General features: G+C 65.9%; 15 protein-coding genes and 1 tRNA gene. 10 read left to right on the forward strand and 6 right to left on the reverse strand.

From position 1 onward, the window contains the following. The first annotated feature begins 61 nt into the window (after positions 1 to 61). Complete coding sequence (locus AC1RRW_RS14275; RefSeq protein ID WP_492901433.1) at positions 62 to 1,900, forward strand: methyl-accepting chemotaxis protein; 1,839 nt, start codon at positions 62 to 64, stop codon at positions 1,898 to 1,900. 132 nt (positions 1,901 to 2,032) lie between these two features. Next, the gene (locus tag AC1RRW_RS14280; RefSeq protein ID WP_492901434.1) at positions 2,033 to 4,318 is read left to right on the forward strand and encodes an NADP-dependent malic enzyme; all 2,286 of its coding nucleotides are present in this window, start codon (positions 2,033 to 2,035) and stop codon (positions 4,316 to 4,318) included. 141 nt (positions 4,319 to 4,459) lie between these two features. On the opposite strand, the gene AC1RRW_RS14285 is transcribed toward AC1RRW_RS14280, so the two are convergent. After that, positions 4,460 to 4,771: a plasmid stabilization protein gene (locus tag AC1RRW_RS14285; protein ID WP_492901435.1), complete on the reverse strand. Its 312-nt coding sequence runs from the start codon at positions 4,769 to 4,771 to the stop codon at positions 4,460 to 4,462. Positions 4,772 to 4,847: 76 nt separating this feature from the next. Then, a complete protein-coding gene (locus AC1RRW_RS14290) occupies positions 4,848 to 5,054 on the reverse strand; it encodes a hypothetical protein (RefSeq protein ID WP_492901436.1) in 207 nt (68 codons plus the stop codon). Positions 5,055 to 5,285: 231 nt separating this feature from the next. Between AC1RRW_RS14290 and AC1RRW_RS14295 the strand changes: the two genes are divergently transcribed. Next, a tRNA-Arg gene (locus AC1RRW_RS14295) sits at positions 5,286 to 5,362 on the forward strand. A 195-nt stretch (positions 5,363 to 5,557) separates the two neighbouring features. Here the strand turns inward: AC1RRW_RS14295 and pta are convergent. The 4 genes from pta to AC1RRW_RS14315 form a co-directional block, all read right to left on the reverse strand. Continuing rightward, positions 5,558 to 6,565 carry a phosphate acetyltransferase gene (gene pta / locus AC1RRW_RS14300; protein ID WP_492901437.1) on the reverse strand — a complete coding sequence of 336 codons (1,008 nt, stop codon included), beginning with the start codon at positions 6,563 to 6,565 and terminating at the stop codon, positions 5,558 to 5,560. 120 nt (positions 6,566 to 6,685) lie between these two features. Further along, positions 6,686 to 8,461 carry a sulfoacetaldehyde acetyltransferase gene (gene xsc, locus AC1RRW_RS14305; protein ID WP_492901438.1) on the reverse strand — a complete coding sequence of 592 codons (1,776 nt, stop codon included), beginning with the start codon at positions 8,459 to 8,461 and terminating at the stop codon, positions 6,686 to 6,688. A gap of 164 nt (positions 8,462 to 8,625) precedes the next feature. Beyond that, positions 8,626 to 9,054 carry a RidA family protein gene (locus AC1RRW_RS14310; protein WP_492901439.1) on the reverse strand — a complete coding sequence of 143 codons (429 nt, stop codon included), beginning with the start codon at positions 9,052 to 9,054 and terminating at the stop codon, positions 8,626 to 8,628. Between the two features lie 21 nt (positions 9,055 to 9,075). Then, a complete protein-coding gene (locus AC1RRW_RS14315) occupies positions 9,076 to 10,422 on the reverse strand; it encodes an aspartate aminotransferase family protein (RefSeq protein WP_492901440.1) in 1,347 nt (448 codons plus the stop codon). A gap of 165 nt (positions 10,423 to 10,587) precedes the next feature. Here AC1RRW_RS14315 and AC1RRW_RS14320 point away from each other — a divergent pair, with 165 nt between their 5' ends. The 7 genes from AC1RRW_RS14320 to AC1RRW_RS14350 all read left to right on the forward strand — a co-directional run bounded on the left by AC1RRW_RS14320 (position 10,588) and on the right by AC1RRW_RS14350 (position 16,865). Then, on the forward strand, positions 10,588 to 11,379 hold the full coding sequence (locus AC1RRW_RS14320; RefSeq protein ID WP_492901441.1) for an SDR family NAD(P)-dependent oxidoreductase: 792 nt from the start codon (positions 10,588 to 10,590) through the stop codon (positions 11,377 to 11,379). Positions 11,380 to 11,448: 69 nt separating this feature from the next. Further along, complete coding sequence (locus AC1RRW_RS14325) at positions 11,449 to 12,486, forward strand: ABC transporter substrate-binding protein (RefSeq protein ID WP_492901442.1); 1,038 nt, start codon at positions 11,449 to 11,451, stop codon at positions 12,484 to 12,486. 43 nt (positions 12,487 to 12,529) lie between these two features. Continuing rightward, positions 12,530 to 13,405, forward strand: a complete 876-nt coding sequence (locus AC1RRW_RS14330; protein ID WP_492901443.1) for an ABC transporter permease — start codon at positions 12,530 to 12,532, stop codon at positions 13,403 to 13,405. After that, positions 13,395 to 14,225, forward strand: coding sequence for an ABC transporter permease (locus AC1RRW_RS14335; RefSeq protein ID WP_492901444.1), 831 nt, complete (start codon positions 13,395 to 13,397; stop codon positions 14,223 to 14,225). Before AC1RRW_RS14330 ends, AC1RRW_RS14335 begins: the two co-directional genes overlap by 11 nt. Further along, positions 14,218 to 15,321 (forward strand): ABC transporter ATP-binding protein, encoded by a 1,104-nt coding sequence (locus tag AC1RRW_RS14340; protein ID WP_492901445.1) that lies wholly within the window; start codon positions 14,218 to 14,220, stop codon positions 15,319 to 15,321. The genes AC1RRW_RS14335 and AC1RRW_RS14340 overlap by 8 nt, the downstream gene beginning before the upstream one ends. A 3-nt stretch (positions 15,322 to 15,324) precedes the next feature. Continuing rightward, positions 15,325 to 16,080, forward strand: a complete 756-nt coding sequence (locus AC1RRW_RS14345; protein WP_492901446.1) for an SDR family NAD(P)-dependent oxidoreductase — start codon at positions 15,325 to 15,327, stop codon at positions 16,078 to 16,080. A gap of 11 nt (positions 16,081 to 16,091) precedes the next feature. Further along, a complete protein-coding gene (locus AC1RRW_RS14350; protein ID WP_492901447.1) occupies positions 16,092 to 16,865 on the forward strand; it encodes an SDR family NAD(P)-dependent oxidoreductase in 774 nt (257 codons plus the stop codon). Positions 16,866 to 16,882 lie beyond the last annotated feature (17 nt).

Genomic DNA, 16,882 nt, shown 5'->3' on the forward strand with positions numbered 1-16,882 from the left:
AGGACGACCTTCAACAATTGAAACCATGGTTGCCAGAGTCTTGGCGATCGGGCTGTCCGGAATGATTCTGCTGCTGAAACTTGTCGAGAGCCTGGCGTTCGTGCTGATGGCGGCGCTGCTCCTGACCTTGCTGCTGCCCAAGCTGGGGCGGCGCATCTGGCTGCGGCAGACCATCGTCGGCGTCGTCTTCGCGATCGCGGGCCTCGGCAGCATGGAAGACCCGTTCATGCTGACGCCAGGCGTGCTGATCGATTCGCGAAATATCGTCGCCGTGCTGTCGGCCCCCTTCGGAGGTGTCCTCGGCATGGTGCTGGCGACGGCGCCGCTGCTGGCGATGCGGAGCGTCGTCGGCGGAGCGGGAGTGCCCGCCGGGCTGGCCGGAATCGGCTTCAGCGCTGCCGCCGGCCTTGCCTATATGCTGCTGCTCCGGCGCCAGAAGCGCCAGATCACGGTGCGGGACGTGCCGGTGCTCGGCCTGCTCGCCAGCCTGAGCGTGGTGGCGTCGATGATCTTCCTGCCGAGCTGGGCGGTCGTCGAGACGGTCATCCGCCAGGCGCTGCTGCCGATGATGTCCGTCAACATGCTCGGGACCGCGATGGCCGGCCTCATCCTCTGCGCCGATGCCGAGCGCGTCGATACGCTGCGCCGTCTCGAGGCGTTCACCGCTAACACGCCCGGCGTGCTCTACCAGAAGATCATCGCGGCCGACGGGTCCATTTCGTACCGTTTCGCCAGCAACGGCATCGAGAAGATGCTCGATGTCACGCGCGAGGAAGTCGAGCGCGATCCCGAGAGCTGGCTGCGCTGGATGGTGCCCGAGGATCGCGAAAAGCTCCGCCAGATCAACGCCGAGCTCGCGCGCAACCCCGTGCTGCGGCGCTCGCGCTTCGAGGCGCGGCACCGGCGCGACGACGGCTCGATCCTCTGGCTGCGCAGCGACTCCGCGCCGCGACGGCTCGCCGACGGCTCGATCTCCTGGGACGGAATCATAACCGACGTCACCGCCGAGCGCACGCTCGACGACCGCCGGCGAGAACTGGAAGGAGGCCGCAAGACCGCGCTGGAAGACCTCGCCAACCAGCTCGAGGTCACGGTCGGAAAAGCCCTGCAGGAGGTCGGCCAGTCGGTCCGCGACATGCACGAGGCCGCCGGGGCCATGGCCGGCAGCGCCGAGAAGACGACGATGCGCGCCGTCGAGGCCACGCGGCAGGCCGAAACAGCCTCGCACCGCGTCGGCAGCGTCGCGGTGGCGGCCGAGGAGATCGAGGCCTCGATCCGCGAGCTGACGCGGCAGTTCTCGCATGCGGACGCAATGGCGCGCGAGGCCGCGAGCTATGTCCGCACGACGCATCAGGACATGGCGGCGCTGACCGGCGCGGCCGACAAGGTCAGCGCCATCCTCGGCTTCATCGAGGAGATCGCGTCGCGGACCAATCTGCTGGCGCTCAACGCCACGATCGAGGCCGCCCGCGCAGGCGTGGCCGGGCGCGGCTTCGCCGTCGTCGCCGGCGAGGTCAAGAACCTGGCCGAGCAGACGCAGAAGGCGACACGCGACATCGCCGAGACGCTGCAGGACATCCGCGGGGCCGCCGCGACCGCGTCCGAGGCCATCGCCCATATCGAGGGCACGATGACGACGATGGAGGATTCCTCGGGCATCCTCGCCGACGTGGTCAACCGGCAGGCCGACATCGCATCCGGCATCGCCGCCGATGCGCAGGCCGTCGCCGGCAGCACCAGCTCCGTCACGGACAGCATCGGCTCCGTCGGCAGCGAGGCGCGCGTCACCGGCGACGCCGCCGGGCGCGTCGTCGAGGCGGCGCGCAACGTCGCCGAACGGACGCAGGCGCTCGACCGCTATGTCGGCGACTTCGTGAAAAGCGTGCGCGGCCGGCTCTGAGGCCCCAGCAACAGTCGACGCGATTTTCGCCGATCCGGCATGAGCGCTTGGCGGCGCCAGCGCCTTGTGGGCGGGCGGACGCTTGCCTATGGTCCGCCTCCCTCAGGAAACGCTCTCAAAAAGAACCAGCGCATGTCCGACCAGCCGCCGATCAAACGCTCCCGCCCGACCTTCACCGATCAGGAGGCGCTGCTGTTCCACTCGCAGGGACGGCCGGGCAAGCTGGAGATCGTCCCGACCAAGCCGATGGCGACGCAGCGCGACCTGTCGCTGGCCTATTCGCCCGGCGTCGCGGTGCCGGTGCTGGCGATCGCAGAGGATCCGAGCAAGGCCTACGACTACACGACGCGCTCCAACCTCGTCGCGGTGATCACCAACGGCACCGCGATCCTCGGCCTCGGCAATCTCGGCGCGCTCGCCTCCAAGCCGGTGATGGAAGGTAAATCCGTCCTGTTCAAACGCTTCGCCGACGTCGATTCGATCGATCTCGAGGTCGACACCGAGGACGCCGACACCTTCATCAACGCGGTGCGCTATCTCGGCCCCTCCTTCGGCGGCATCAACCTGGAGGACATCAAGGCGCCGGAATGCTTCATCATCGAGCAGCGCCTGCGCGAGCTGATGGACATCCCCGTCTTCCACGACGACCAGCACGGCACCGCGATCATCGCCGCCGCCGGCCTGATCAACGCGCTCGACCTCACCGACCGCGACGTCAAGACGACCCGCCTCGTCATCAACGGCGCGGGCGCGGCCTCGATCGCCTGCACCGAACTGCTCAAGGCGATGGGCTTCAAGCCCGACAACGTCATCCTCTGCGACACCAAGGGCGTGATCTACCAGGGCCGCGCCGAGGGCATGAACCAGTGGAAGTCGGCCCATGCCGCGATCACCGACCGGCGCACGCTCGGCGACGCGATGGAAGGCGCGGACGCCTTTTTCGGCCTGTCGCAGAAGGGCGCGGTGACCAAGGAGATGGTCGCCTCGATGGCGAAGAACCCGATCATCTTCGCGATGGCGAACCCCGATCCCGAGATCACCCCGGAGGAGGTCGCCGCCGTCCGCGACGACGCGATCATGGCGACCGGGCGCTCGGACTACCCGAACCAGGTCAACAACGTGCTGGGTTTCCCCTTCATCTTCCGCGGCGCGCTCGACTGCCGCGCCACCACGATCAACATGGAGATGAAGATCGCGGCCGCGGAGGCGCTGGCCTCGCTGGCGCGCGAGGACGTGCCAGACGAGGTCGCGGCCGCCTATCAGGGCGCGCGCCCGCGCTACGGCAAGGACTATATCATCCCGGTGCCGTTCGACCCGCGCCTGATCCATGTCGTGCCCTCCGCCGTGGCCAGGGCGGCGATGGAGACCGGCGTCGCCGGCAAGCCGATCGTCGACATGAACGCCTACAAGGCGCAGCTCTCGGCCAGGCGCGATCCGGTCGCCGGCACGCTGAACCGCATCTTCGAACGGGTCAGGCGCTACCCCAAGCGCGTCGTCTTCGCCGAGGGCGAGGAGGAGCAGGTCATCCGCGCCGCGATGTCCTTCGTCGGACAGGGGCTCGGCCACGCCATCCTGGTCGGTCGCGAGGATCGCATCAACGAGACGGCGGAAGAACTCGGCGTCGATCTCGCCGCCAAGGGCATCACCATCGCCAACGCCCGCCTGTCGCACCGCAACACGGCCTATGCGCAATATCTCTACGAGCGGCTGCAGCGCCACGGCTACCTCTTCCGCGACTGCCAGCGCCTGATCAACCAGGACCGCAACCACTTCGCCGCCGCCATGGTGGCGCTGGGCGACGCCGACGCCATGGTCACGGGCGTCACCCGCAACTACTCGATCGCGCTGGAGGAGGTCCGCCGCGTCATCGACGACCGGCCGGGCCACAGGCTGATCGGCGTCTCGATCGTGCTCTCGCGCGAGCGCACCGTGCTCGTCGCCGACACGGCGATCACCGAGATGCCGACGGCGCGGCAATTGTCCGAGATCGCGATCGAGGCCGCCGGTGTCGCGCGGCGGCTGGGCTACGAGCCCAAGGTCGCGATGCTCGCCTTCTCGACCTTCGGCCATCCGGCCGGCGAGCGTTCGGAGAAGGTCCGCGAGGCGGTCAAGCTCCTCGACGGCCAGCGCGTCGATTTCGAGTATGACGGCGAGATGGCGGCCGACGTGGCGCTCAACCGCGACCTGATGAGCCAGTATCCGTTCTGCCGCCTGACCGGGCCGGCGAACGTGCTGGTGATGCCGGCTTTCCACTCGGCCTCGATCTCGACCAAGATGCTGCAGGAACTCGGCGGCTCGACGGTGATCGGTCCCCTGATCGTCGGCCTCGACAAGCCGGTCCAGATCGTGCCGCTCGGCTCGAAGGATTCCGACATCGTCAACATGGCGGCGCTGGCGGCGTTCAACATCGGCGGGTGAGGGCGTCCGCTCGGTCCAGCTCGTCATCTCGGCCTTGTGCCGGGCATCCGCCTCCTGAACACCGCACTCGCCCAGCAAGGACGTGGATGGCCGGGACGAGCCCGACCATGGCGGGAGGCCGTGCCGCGCCGAGCACGGAGGCTACGACGCCTTCTCGCGGGTCGCGGCCGCCTTCCTGGCCGAGGCGGACCGTGCCGCCGCCGGGCGTTTGGCCGAGGCCTCGCCACCCTTCTCGCCGCCGATCGCGCCGCCGCGTTTCGCCGAGATCTTGGTGTCGGGCTTGCCGCGGCCGGAGCCTGACAGGTTGCCGCCGCCGCTCTCCTTGTTGACGGTCGCCCAGGCGATCGCCTCGGCCTCGTCCCGCGGGCGGCCCTGGTCGACATAGCCCTCGGTGATATGTCCGGCCTTGCGCTTCTGCTTGTCGGTATAGGCGGATTTGTCGCCGCGCGGCATGGCGCTTCTCCCTTCGCAGGTCATCCCGCGGGAAACGCCAGATTGTTTGCGCGGTTCCGAAAGCGGTCCGGCGGCGTCAGGCCGGCCCGAGCGCGGCGTCCAGCCCGGCCTGCAGCACCTCGCGGCAGGCCGCGAGCTGGGTGCGCGCCGAGGCCAGGGTGACGAAGGGCGCGATGTCGGCGAGATCGCGCAGCGCGACCTCGACCGCCGTGACGAGATCGATCTCGGGAAGCGCGTCCTCCATGTCGACGACAGGAAGGCGGAACTGCAGAACTTGACCCATGGCACTGAACGCTCGAACGAATCGGACCCTCAGAATCACCCGGCATGGACCAAGGGGACGTTAACGGCGCAGGGTTTCGCGAAAGCAGCACGCAGGGCGATCCCGCCGCGAAAGGCGCGGAGGAAAGGTCATGCCCGCGCCGCGACCGGGTGTCCGCGAAGGTGGCGAAGCGCCGCTCGCAAGCCGCTGTTGCAGATCGACCCCCGATCGGCTATCCACCCATCACGAAATGCGCCCGTAGCTCAGCTGGATAGAGCGTTGCCCTCCGAAGGCAAAGGTCACACGTTCGAATCGTGTCGGGCGCGCCATTTCGGTACAGATCTGCGAACTTCCTGCACGCTGGCGTGGCCGTCCTTGACGGCCTGCGCCAGCATGTGAAACCGCTCGATCGCCTGGCTCAGCGGCCCGCGCCAAGCCGCTCCGACAGAGTCGAATTCATAGAATTCATGATTTAAGCTGTATATATAACCTGCAGTACAGCTCAGATACGAAGCCGCGCTCCTTTACGTATTTCTATTTTTCTTTGCCTGAACGACGGTAAGAGCAATCATGTGATAGACGTCATCGGCGCTGCATCCGCGGGAGAGGTCGTTTGCCGGCTTGACAAGGCCCTGAAGGATCGGGCCTATCGCGGTGGCGCCGCCGATACGCTGGGCGATCTTGTAGCCGATGTTCGCTGCTTCCAGGCTTGGGAAGACGAAGACGTTGGCTGGCCCACCGAGAGCCGAATGCGGCGCCTTGGCTCTGCCGATGCTCTCGACAAAGGCGGCGTCGAACTGGAGCTCGCCTTCGACCGCGATCTGCGGCGCGGCCAGCCTCGCCAGACGTGTGGCGTCGGCGACCTTAGAGACGCGCTGATGCGTCGCGCTGCCCGCGGTCGAGAAGGACAGCATCGCGACCTTGGGGATTTCGCCAGTCAGGTGTTCGTAGGAATATGCCGAAGCGATGGCGATGCTGGCGAGTTCGGTGGCGTCTGGCTCGATGACCAGCCCGCAATCGGCGAAGACGAAGGCGCCTTTCTGGGGGTGATGCGGCTGGCATAGCAGCATCAGAAAGAAGCTCGAGACAAGCGCTTGTCCGGGCGCCCGGCCGATGATCTGTAGCGCCGCCCGCACCGTCTCGGCAGTCGTATGGGCTGCGCCCCCGACCGTTCCGTCGGCGTCGTTCCGGCGCACCATCATGGCGGCGAAGGCGAGCGGGTTCTGCATGGCCGCCGAGGCCTGCTCGAGCGAAATTCCTTTCCCACGACGCAGCGCGGCATAGGTTTCGGCATAAGCGGCGGCGAGGTTCGATCGGGCGGGATCCTGGATCATCGGGCGCTCGACAGCGGTGCTCTGCCTCGCGAGGGCCGCCGAGATTTTTTCCTCGTCGCCAACCAGGATGATCTCGGCCAGGCCGTCGCGCATGGCACGTAGCGCACCGGAGATCACGCGTGGATCGGCGCCGTCCGACAGCGTGATGCGACGCGGATTGGCGCGAGCTGCCGCGACGAGGCGATCAAGCGGCTTCACCGGAAGGCTACAGGGACATTCGGCCCGGGAAGGGCGAGCCCGGTCGCAAAGATCTGCATGGTCGACCTTCCAGCGTGAGGGGGCCTGGCGCCGGGCCGGGCCGATGCCGATCGTGAGGGCTCAGGCGACGGTTGGGGGTCGCATGTCGCCGGGGTCGATGCCGGCGACCATGACCGGCTTCTTCATCGCGTCGCGCCGGAAGGGCTCGCCGAGCTCCTGGTTGAGGATGACCTCGATGAAGGTGGTGATGCCGTCCTTCTGCGCGGCGCAGGCCTGCAGGAGCGCTTCGGTCAGCTGATCCTGCGTCCTGACCGTCACGCCCTTGAGGCCGCACCCTTCGGCGACGCGCGCATAGCTGAGATGTGGATCGAGCTCGGTGCCGACGAAGTTGTCGTCGTACCAGAGCGTCGAGTTGCGCTTCTCGGCGCCCCATTGGTAGTTGCGGAAGATCACCATGGTGACGGCCGGCCACTCGCTACGGCCGATCGAGGACATCTCGCTCATCGAGATGCCGAAGGCGCCATCGCCGGCAAAGCCGACGACCGGCACGTCCGGGCAGCCGATCTTGGCGCCGATGATCGAGGGGAAGCCGTAACCGCATGGGCCGAAGAGGCCGGGGGCCAGGTATTTGCGCCCCTTTTCGAAGGCGGGGTAGGCGTTGCCGATCGCGCAGTTGTTGCCGATATCCGAGGAGATGATCGCGTCCTTGGGCAGGGCCGCCTGAATGGCGCGCCAGGCCTGGCGCGGCGACATCCGCTCGGGATCGCGCTGGCGGGCGCGCGCGTTCCAGCTGGTGCCGGCATCGTCGTCCTCATGGTCCATGCTCGACAGCAGCTGGAGCCATGCCGATTTCGTCGTGTGGATCAGCGCCTTGCGCTGCTCGCGCCCCTGATCGCCCGCGGACGGCGCGAGCTGCGCGAGGATCTGGCGCGCGACCTGGCCCGCATCGCCGCAAATGCCGACGCTGACGGGCTTTGTCAGCCCGATCCGGTCGGGATTGATGTCGACCTGGACGATCCTGGCGGCCTTCGGCCAATAGTCGACGCCGTAACCCGGCAGCGTCGAGAACGGATTGAGGCGTGTGCCGAGCGCAAGCACGACATCGGCCTTGGCGATCAGCTCCATCGCCGCCTTTGAGCCGTTGTAGCCGAGCGGGCCGCAGGCCAGCCGATGGCTGCCGGGAAAGCTGTCATTATGCTGGTAGTTCGAGCAGACCGGCGCATCGAGGCGCTCGGCCAACGCAGCGCAGTCCGGGATCGCGTTGCCGATCACCACGCCGGCGCCGGACAGGATCACCGGGAACCTCGCCTCGGACAAAAGCCGGGCTGCCTCGGCAATCGCCTTCGCGCCGCCGGAGGGACGCTCGAACTCGATGATCGCCGGCAGCTCGATATCGACCACATGGGTCCAGAAATCGCGCGGCACGTTGATCTGCGCCGGCGCGGAAAGACGCTTCGCCTTGGCGATGACGCGGTTCAGCACCTCGGCCATGCGGCTGGGGTCGCGCACCTCCTCCTGGTAGCAGACCATGTCGCGAAACAGCGCCATCTGCTCGACTTCCTGGAAGCCGCCCTGACCAATCGTCTTGTTCGCCGCCTGCGGCGTCACGACCAGCATCGGCGTATGGTTCCAGTAGGCGGTCTTCACCGCCGTCACGAAACCTGTGACGCCCGGACCGTTCTGGGCGATCGCCATCGCGATCCTGCCGGTCGCGCGGGTGTAGCCGTCGCAGATCAGCCCGCCATTGGTCTCGTGAGCCACGTCCCAGAACGTAATCCCGGCCTTGGGAAACAGGTCCGAAATCGGCATGAACGCCGAGCCGATGATCCCAAACGCATGCGCGATCCCATGCATCTGCAAAACCTTCACAAACGCTTCTTCCGTCGTCATCCTCACGGGAGTCTCCCCTTGTGAACTGTTTGGCGCCGATCTCGCTCCGTTGCGCCGCAATCCGGCCCTTTCACGCGGGCTCCGGCCGAGCCCGCATCGAGCGGATGAAGATTGATGCAGGCGCCGGCATGCCGTGCGATGCGCCGACCTTGTCTCGACGGCCTGCCTGATCATCCCAACGTGATCGCGAAGCGATGTTCCGCTTCGTCAGGGTTCCCGCGGCGATAGGCGGTGACCTCGAATTCGACCTTGAGTTCCGGTTTGCCGAGCGGCGTGCAGAGCGTGGTGTTGGCCGGATCGATCCCCTTGAAGGTCTCGCCGATGATCCTGTTGACGATCTCCTTGTCCTTTCGGTCAGGTACGAAGATCCGGATGCGCACCACGTCGCGCAGGCTCGCTCCGACCGAGGCCAAGGCTCCCTCGATGTTCTTGAGCGCCTGCCTGGCCTGACCGGCAACGTCTTCGGGCAACTCGCGCGTGACGTAGTTCCGTCCCGCCGTGTTCGAGACGTAGATCGTGTCGCCGGCGACGACGAGCCTGGAGTAACTTGAAGTCTCTTCCGTGAGATTACCGGATTTGACCTTGACGATTTCAGCCATCGCTATTGCTCCTTCCGTCATTCACCGGCGCGAGCGCAGGACGTCCTCGACGGCGCTGTCGAGCTTTTCGACGATCTCGTCGAGATGGCTTTCCTCGACGATGTAGGGCGGCGCCAGCATGACGTGGTCGCCGAGCATGCCATCCACGAGACCGCCCATCGGGTAACAGACGAGTCCCTTCTCCAGGGCCGTCTTCTTGAGCTGCGCAGCAAAGCCGGGTTCCGCGAACGGCGCCTTGCTCGCACGGTCGGCGACGAACTCAACAGCCAGGAAGAGGCCTCGCCCGCGGATGTCGCCGACATAGTCGCGCGCGCCGAAGCGATCCTCGAGCCGCTTCTTGAGCTGCCTGCCGCGCTCGGCGACCCGGGCGAGCAAATCCTCGTCCCTGATCGCGGTCTGGACCGCCAGCGCGGCGGCGCAGGCAGTGGGATGTCCGGTATAGGTATGGCCGTGCTGGAAGAAGCCGGTGCCCTCGACGATCGTGTCGAAGACCCGCGCGGACGCGATCACCGCCCCGATCGGCTGATAGCCGGCGCCAAGCCCTTTCGCGATGCAGACCAGATCCGGACAGACGCCCTCCTGCTCATAGGCGAAGAGCGAACCCGTCCGCCCCATGCCGCACATCACCTCGTCGAGGATCAGCAGCACGCCGTACTTGTCGCAGATCCGGCGGATCTCCCGCAGGTAGCCCTTCACCGGCGGTACCGCGCCGAGCGTCGCGCCCCCGACCGTCTCCGCCAGGAAACACATCACGTTTTGCGGGCCCGCCGCGAGGATCGCAGTCTCGAGTTCGCCGGCGGCGCGAAGGCCGTATTCCTCTTCGGTCTCGCCCTCCTGGCGCTCGCGGTACTCGTAGCAGGGCGCGATACGGGTGACATCGACGAGAATCGGCTCGAACATCTTGCGCCGCCAGAGATTGCCGCCGGCCGCCAGCGCACCCAAGGTATTGCCATGATAGCTCTGCCGGCGCGAGATGATGCGAGACCGCGCGGGCTCGCCCTTTTCGACATAGTACTGGCGCGCTAGCTTCAGCGCGGCCTCGACCGCCTCCGAGCCGCCGGACAGATAATAGACGTGGTCGAGATCACCGGGAGCGGCCTGCGCCAGGAAGGCCGCCAATTTTTCCGCCGCCTCGCTGGTGAAGAAGCTCGTATGCGCGAAGGCGAGTTGCGCGACGGCTTCCTGCACCGCCTTGATGGTCGGCTGGTGGCTATGACCGAGACAGCTCACCGCGGCGCCGCCGGATGCGTCGAGATATCGGTTGCCCCGATCATCGATGATGTAGGGCCCTTCGCCCGCGACGGCGCGAGGCATGTCCACTTTCGGGAACCGGTGAAAAACGCTGGATCTGTTGAGGGTCGCGCTCATGGAGGCTCGCTGAAGCAAGGGGCCGATACGGGTCCAGACCCCCACAGGCCGGCATCATCTGATGCCGTTGCAGATAGCAGCGCCGTTCGCAAGATGCAACAAATGATTTATCTATTGACATAATAATCCAAATGTATGATCTTCGGTTCATCGAGGACAGAACCGATGGTCGACACCATGAGCGCCCAGCCCGAAGCCTCTCCGTTGCCGACATCACAGGAATTCGCAGGCTGCGTCGGCGTGGTCACCGGCGCCGCGGGAGGCCTTGGCCGCACCTTGTCCTGCCTGCTGACCGAGCGCGGCGCGGTCATCTATCTCGTCGACCTCGACCGGCGCGGCGTCGAGATACTGGCGGACAAACTCCGTTCTCGTGACGGCAAGGCGCACGCCGCCCCCATCGACGTTGCGAACGAGGAAGAGCTGAGCGAGTTCCGGTCACGCATCGTAAGCGAGCAGCAGGGGCGGCTCGATTTCATCATCAACAATGCCGGCGGCTGGCGTTATGGCCGGGCCCACGAAATCACCATGACGGATTGGGACTGGACCTTCCGGACCAACGTCACCGGCACCTTCCTGGTGTCGCGGATGCTGATGGGCCTGATGGTCGAGCGCCAGTACGGGCGCATCGTCAACGTCGCCTCGGCCGACGCCTACCGCGGCAAACCGAACCTGCCGCATTACGCCGCCGCGAAGGCGGCGGTGGTCAGCTTGACCAAGTCGCTCGCGCTCGAGCTTGCCCCGGCGCAAGTGCTGGTCAATGCGGTCAGCCCGGGCGCGATCGCGACCGATGCCAATCTGAGCCAGGAGTGGTTCGCCGAACGGGTCGCATCGACACCGCTCGGCCGCGGGGCCGCGCCGGAAGACATTGCGGAGGTGATCCTGTTCCTCGCCTCAAGCCGCAATCGCTACATGGTCGGGGAAACCGTGATGGTGAATGGCGGCGCGCTGATGCGCTGAAGGAATGCCTATTGGCCGGCGCAAGATCGGCAAAACAATCAACCCAAGGAAAGAGAGGGGAATTCAACGATGAAAGACCGTAATTCGCATATCAACCGCCGTGGATTTCTCGCAGCCGCAGGCGTCGGCACACTCGGCTTGGCCGCTGGCCTGCCCGAGACGACGCGGGCCCAGCCGAGCCGCATGATCATGGCGACAGGCGGCGGCGCCATAGAAGAAGCCTATCGCAAGACCGTCTTCGCGCCCTGGAAGGAAAAGACGGGGATCGACATCATCACCACCAGCAATGAAGGCGCGCGCCTGAAAGCCATGGTGGAGCAGGGCAAGACCGAGTGGGATGTGCTGCAAGGCGCCGCGGAGGAGATCATCGTCTACGCCCGCCAGGGCCTGCTGGAAAAACTCGACGCCTCGAAGCTCGACAAGACGCAGATGTTTCCCGGCTCGGTCCACGACCATTTCCTGCTGACCGATTTCGCCGCCTACTGCATCGCCTGGAACAAGGAGAACGTGAAGACGAACCCGCCGAAGGACTGGAAGGAGCTTTGGGCTCTCAAAGGCCGTATCGGCTTGTGGAAGCGTCCGTTCCAGACGCTTGAAGTCGCCCTTCTGGCCGATGGCGTCGCGCTGAAAGACCTTTATCCACTCGACGTGGAGCGGGCCTTGAAGAGCCTCGACACGATCAAGTCCAAGATCGTCTGGTGGGCACGCGGCGCGCAAGGCGCGCAACTCCTGCTCGACGGCGAGGTCGAGGCCGGCGCGATCTGGAACGGCCGCGTCCATGCGCCGAAGCTCGCCGGCGCGCCGGTCGACTTCACACTCAACCAGTCGATCCTCGTCAGCGACGCCTGGGCCATTCCCAAGGGCGCTCCGAACGCCGCCAAGGCGCAGGAGCTGGTCGCGCTCGGCTCCACGGCCGCCGTGCAAGCTGCGTTCGCCAAGCAGTTGCCCTACGGTCCGGCCAACAAGGCGGCCCTGGCCCTGCTCGGCGACGACGTGAAGGCGAGCCTGCCCCAGCCCGGCGACAACAACCGCCTTCTCGACCTCGAGTATTGGGCGGCCAATGGCGCGGCGGTGAACGAGCGCTTCAACAAGTGGCTGCTCGCCTGAGGCAGGTTCGCCGGGGGACCGCGAGGCTCGCACGATGGCGCAGATGAACCCAAGGCAAGGCGGGGCTCGCAAGAACTCGTCCTGGAGCGTGGCAGACTTCAATCGTCTGCTCGCGATCCCTCCGGGAGCGGTGCTGGCGCTGTTCTTCGTGCTGCCGATCTTAGGCGTCATCTGGCGGAGCTTTTCCGATCCGGCGATCGGCCTGGCGAACTATCGCAGGCTCTTCGCCGACGGCCCCTATCTCCAGTCGCTCTGGCTGACGATCACGACGGCGCTGCTGGTCACGGCGCTGTGTCTGGTGACGGCCTATCCGGTCGCCTATGTGATGGCGCGAGCCCGCACGTCGATCCAGCAATTGATCGGCGCGCTGGTGGTCATCCCGCTCTGGACCAGCGTCGTCATCAGGTCCTACGCCTGGATGGTGGTGTTCCAGCGTCGCGGCATCCTCAACCAGGCGCTGACCTCGACCGGATTGGTCGACACGCCGGTCAACTTCATACCCGGCAGCATCGCCGTCTATGTCGGCATGGTCCACATCATGCTGCCGTTCATGATCCTGCCGCTCGTGGCGAACATGCGCTCTATCGACGGGCGTCTGCTCGCGGCCGCCGGCGTTCTCGGCGCCACCCCGGCACAAGCATTCCTGCGGATCTTCCTGCCGCTGTCCCTGCCGGGCGTGCTGGCCGGCTCGGCGCTGGTCTTCATGATGTCGCTCGGGTTCTACATCACGCCGGCTCTGCTCGGCGGACCGCGCCATATGATGGCGGCGGTGCTGATCGAGGAGCAGGCGAACCGTCAGCTCGACTGGGGCCTGGCGTCGGCGCTGGCCACGGTGCTGCTGGTCCTGACCGTCGCGGTTTACTCGCTCTATGTGCGCCTTTCCAATCGCGTCGAGGGGGGGCTCGCCCATGGCCGCTAGCGCGATGCTTCCCTGGCGCTATCGCATCGGCGGGCTTGCCCTCGCGGCGGTGGTGACGCTGATCCTCGTCTATCTCATCCTGCCCCAGTTCATCATTCTGCCGCTATCGTTCAGCGACAAAAGCTACCTGTCCTTCCCGCCCACGGGCTGGTCGTCGCAGTGGTATTTCAAGATCGCCGAGAACCTGTCCTGGGCGGAAGCCACGGCGAACTCCCTGATCATCGGCATCCCGGCCGCGGTGCTATCGATGATCTTCGGTACGCTTGCCGCGCTGTCGCTCAAGCGTGGAGCCTGGAAAGGCGCAGGCGTCATGTCCGCGGCCGTGGTTGCGCCGACGATGCTGCCGCACGTCATCCTCGCGATCGGGCTCTATCCGATGATGATCAGGCTCGGCCTGCTGGGCACGCATCTGGCGGCGATCATCGGGCATACGATCATCGGGATACCTCTGGTCTTCATCACCGTGACCGCCGTGCTGGCGAGCCAGAACGGAGCGCTCGAGCTCGCGGCGATGACCCTCGGGGCCACGCCTTGGCAGACCTTCTGGCGCGTGACGTTCCCGATGATCCGTATCGGGGTCTTCATCGGCGGCATCCTCGCCTTCGCCGCGTCCTTCGATGAGCTGATGCTGTCGCTGTTCCTGACGGGCGCCGGCACGCGGACGCTGCCGAAGTTGATCTGGGAGCAGCTCAACGAGTTCCTCACCCCGACGATCGCAGCGGTCGCGACGCTGATCTTCGCCTTCACGCTCGTGCTGCTCGTCATCGCCTCCTTCCTCCAGGTCGTCGGCTCTCGCAATCAGGTTACGGCCAATGGCTAAGCACGGCGCTCACATCTCCCTGATCGACGTCGAAAAGGTCTATGGAACCGTCACCGCCCTCCACCCCACCAATCTCGACATCCAGCCCGGCGAGTTCTTTTCGATCATCGGCCCGAGCGGTTCGGGCAAGACCACGCTGCTGGGCGCGATCGCCGGCTTCACGCCTCCCTCGAACGGGCGGATAGAGGTCGACAAGGTCGATATCGCCGCTCTGCCGCCCTATCGGCGCAACATCGGCATGGTGTTCCAGAACTATGCGCTCTTCCCGCATCTGAGCGTCTTCGAGAACATCGCCTTTCCACTGAGGCTGCGGAAGCTCCCGAAAAGAGGCATAGCCGAGCGCGTCGCGGCAATGCTCGCCACCGTCCAGCTGACGCAGATGGCGGATCGCAAGCCGAGTCAGCTCTCCGGCGGCCAGCAGCAGCGCGTCGCCCTGGCTCGAGCGGCTGTCTACGACCCGCGAATGTTGCTGATGGACGAACCGCTGGGGGCGCTCGACAAGAATCTGCGCGAGGAAATGCAGAACGAGATCAAGGCTTTCCACCGCAAGATCTCGGCGACCGTCCTCTACGTCACGCATGATCAGGACGAAGCCACCGCGATGTCGGACCGCATCGCCATCATGAACGCCGGCCGTGTCGCGCAATGCGGCGCTCCGCGCGAACTCTACGAGCGCCCCAACAGCGCCTTCGTCGCAAGATTTCTCGGGGGAGCCAATCTATTCAAGGTCACGGCGGTCGAGGCGCGCGGCTCGGGCGCAGTGACCTGCCGTACCGTGGAAAACCAAGTCTACGACGCGGTTGGAAGTTCGTGTGGCATCGCGCCGGGCGAGCCTCATGTCCTGTGCGTTCGTCCCGAAGCGATCGAAATCGCTGACACCGACAACGTCCCGGCAGACGGCTTCAACCGGGCCAAGGGCTCGGTGGTCGACGCCGTCTATACCGCCGGAACCTTCCGCTACCAGGTCGATATCGGCGCTTCGGAGCCAGTTTCCATACGCCGCGCCGCGGCGCACCGCACGGTGATGTTCCAGCCGGGCCAGGAGGTCCTCGTCTCCTGGCCGGCCAGCTCCACCCTTCTCATTCCGGAGACATGAGCCATGACTGAACTTGCAGGAAAGGTCGCCTTCATCACGGGCGCCGGCGATGGGATGGGCCGCGCGCATGCCCTGCTCATGGCCGAGAGGGGAGCCGATATCGCGATCGTCGACCTGCGCGGCGAGTTCGCCGAGGAGACCGGCCGTCTGGTGCGCGAGAAGGGACGCAAGGCCTTCGTCGCCGAAGTCGACATGGCCGATATCGCGGCGGTGCAGCGATCGGTGAGCGAAGCGACTGAGGCCCTCGGGTCGATCGACATCCTCGTCAACAACGCCGGCTACGGCCAGCGCAAGCTCATCGAGGAGATCACCGAGGAGGATTTCGACCGCATGTACGACGTCCACGTGCGCGGATCGTTCTTCTGCGCGCAGGCCGTCATCCCGGCGATGAAGGAGAAGCGCTACGGCAAGATAATCAACATCTCCTCAATGTGGGGGATGAACGGCGCGCCCGTCGCCTCCCATTACTGCTCGGCCAAGACCGCGCTGCTCGGCTTCACCAAGGCTTGGGCGCACGAGCTCGCGCCCTGGAACATCCACGTCAACGCGGTCGCGCCCGGCGGCGTGCGCTCCGGCGGACCAATGAAGCTCGACGATAACGACGTGCTGCGCGCCAAGGAGGCCAAGGTGCCGCTCAAGCGCTACTGCCAGCCGATCGAAATGGCATACGCGGTCGCCTTTCTCGCCTCGCCCCAGGCCGATTTCATCACTGGCCAGGTTCTCAGCCCCAACGGGGGCGAAGTCATAGTCGGCTATTGAGGAACGAAATCATGACATCTGGACATGACAACGCGCGTTTCGAAGGCAAAATCGCCTGGATCACTGGCTCCGGCCGCGGCATGGGCAAGGCCCATGCCCTGCTGATGGCGGAGCGCGGCGCCGACATCGTCGTGCATGACGTGCTCGAGGCGGAAGCGGCGGAAGTCGCCGCCGAAATCCGCCAACTCGGCCGGCGCGTGCTCGTCGCCAATGACGATATCGTCAGCCCCGCGGCAATGAAGGCGCTCGCGGCCCGCATCGAGAAGGAACTCGGCCCGATCGACATTCTGGTAAACAACGCCGGCATCGGCGACCACAAGAAGATCGAGGAGATCACGCCCGAAGCCTATCAGAGGATGTTCGACATCCATGTGAAGGGCGCCTTCTTCTGCACGCAGAGCGTCGTGCCCGCGATGAAGCAGCGCGGCTACGGCCGCATCGTCAACATCTCCTCGATCTGGGGCATGACCGGGACGAACACGGCCTCGCATTACTGCGCCGCGAAGGCTGCGATCCTCGGGCTCACCAAGGCCTGGGCCAAGGAGCTCGCGCCCTGGAAGATCATGGTCAACGCCGTCTGCCCCGGCGGCGTGATCACCGAGATGCCGATCCGCGTCCAGGGCTGGGACAAGATCCGCGAGAAGGAAAAGAAGGTTCCGATCGGCCGCTGGGCCCAGCCTGAAGAGATCTCCTATTCCGTCGCGTTCCTCGCCTCAGACGAGGCCGCCTTCATCACCGGGCAGGCAATCAGCCCCAATGGCGGCGAAACCATCGTCGGCTTCTGAGATCACGGAGGAAGATC

The sequence above is a fragment of the Allobosea sp. GW821-FHT12C12 genome, from assembly GCF_058807355.1.

What these genes read in the sequence shown, in the direction of transcription:
- AC1RRW_RS14275 (WP_492901433.1), top strand. Translation starts at nt 62, where the DNA reads ATGATTCTGCTGCTGAAACTTGTCGAGAGCCTGGCGTTCGTGCTGATG.
- AC1RRW_RS14280 (WP_492901434.1), top strand. Translation starts at nt 2,033, where the DNA reads ATGTCCGACCAGCCGCCGATCAAACGCTCCCGCCCGACCTTCACCGAT.
- AC1RRW_RS14285 (WP_492901435.1), bottom strand. Translation starts at nt 4,771, where the DNA reads ATGCCGCGCGGCGACAAATCCGCCTATACCGACAAGCAGAAGCGCAAG.
- AC1RRW_RS14290 (WP_492901436.1), bottom strand. Translation starts at nt 5,054, where the DNA reads ATGGGTCAAGTTCTGCAGTTCCGCCTTCCTGTCGTCGACATGGAGGAC.
- AC1RRW_RS14310 (WP_492901439.1), bottom strand. Translation starts at nt 9,054, where the DNA reads ATGGCTGAAATCGTCAAGGTCAAATCCGGTAATCTCACGGAAGAGACT.
- AC1RRW_RS14315 (WP_492901440.1), bottom strand. Translation starts at nt 10,422, where the DNA reads ATGAGCGCGACCCTCAACAGATCCAGCGTTTTTCACCGGTTCCCGAAA.
- AC1RRW_RS14320 (WP_492901441.1), top strand. Translation starts at nt 10,588, where the DNA reads ATGGTCGACACCATGAGCGCCCAGCCCGAAGCCTCTCCGTTGCCGACA.
- AC1RRW_RS14325 (WP_492901442.1), top strand. Translation starts at nt 11,449, where the DNA reads ATGAAAGACCGTAATTCGCATATCAACCGCCGTGGATTTCTCGCAGCC.
- AC1RRW_RS14330 (WP_492901443.1), top strand. Translation starts at nt 12,530, where the DNA reads ATGAACCCAAGGCAAGGCGGGGCTCGCAAGAACTCGTCCTGGAGCGTG.
- AC1RRW_RS14335 (WP_492901444.1), top strand. Translation starts at nt 13,395, where the DNA reads ATGGCCGCTAGCGCGATGCTTCCCTGGCGCTATCGCATCGGCGGGCTT.
- AC1RRW_RS14340 (WP_492901445.1), top strand. Translation starts at nt 14,218, where the DNA reads ATGGCTAAGCACGGCGCTCACATCTCCCTGATCGACGTCGAAAAGGTC.
- AC1RRW_RS14345 (WP_492901446.1), top strand. Translation starts at nt 15,325, where the DNA reads ATGACTGAACTTGCAGGAAAGGTCGCCTTCATCACGGGCGCCGGCGAT.
- AC1RRW_RS14350 (WP_492901447.1), top strand. Translation starts at nt 16,092, where the DNA reads ATGACATCTGGACATGACAACGCGCGTTTCGAAGGCAAAATCGCCTGG.